The organism is Mesorhizobium sp. GbtcB19, from assembly GCF_019091085.1.
Taxonomy (GTDB): Bacteria; Pseudomonadota; Alphaproteobacteria; order Rhizobiales; family Rhizobiaceae; genus Mesorhizobium.
Genome location: NZ_JAGXJY010000161.1, coordinates 1 through 312, shown reverse-complemented (window position 1 = coordinate 312; position 312 = coordinate 1). Strand labels below are relative to the sequence as shown.

Here is a 312-nt window from a genome sequence, read left to right as displayed (position 1 = left end):
GCGCCGGACTTTCCGGACGAGATCCACAGCCGCGCGACTGTCCTGATCGTCGACAGCTACGCGATCCGCCCGCTGGATGTCGTGGCCCGGGCGCGCGATCTCGGCCCCGCGATCCTCGGCGACATCGAATGGAGCGCCGGGCCGGCCACCGATAGGCTGATCGAGCTCTGCGACCATCACATTCTTCCGCTCGGCTTTGCACGGACGGCAACGGACCGCCGATCGCCCGCCGAGATCCTCGATGGCATGTGGTTGCCGTCGCGGACCGACGTGGTTCTGACCGATGGCGGCAGGGGCGGCTACTATCGCGGC

At 68.6% G+C, this 312-nt stretch carries 1 pseudogene; it reads left to right on the top strand.

The window, feature by feature from the left end:
* Positions 1-312 (top strand): annotated as a pseudogene (locus tag KVT37_RS32045) (permease); the annotation flags it as partial.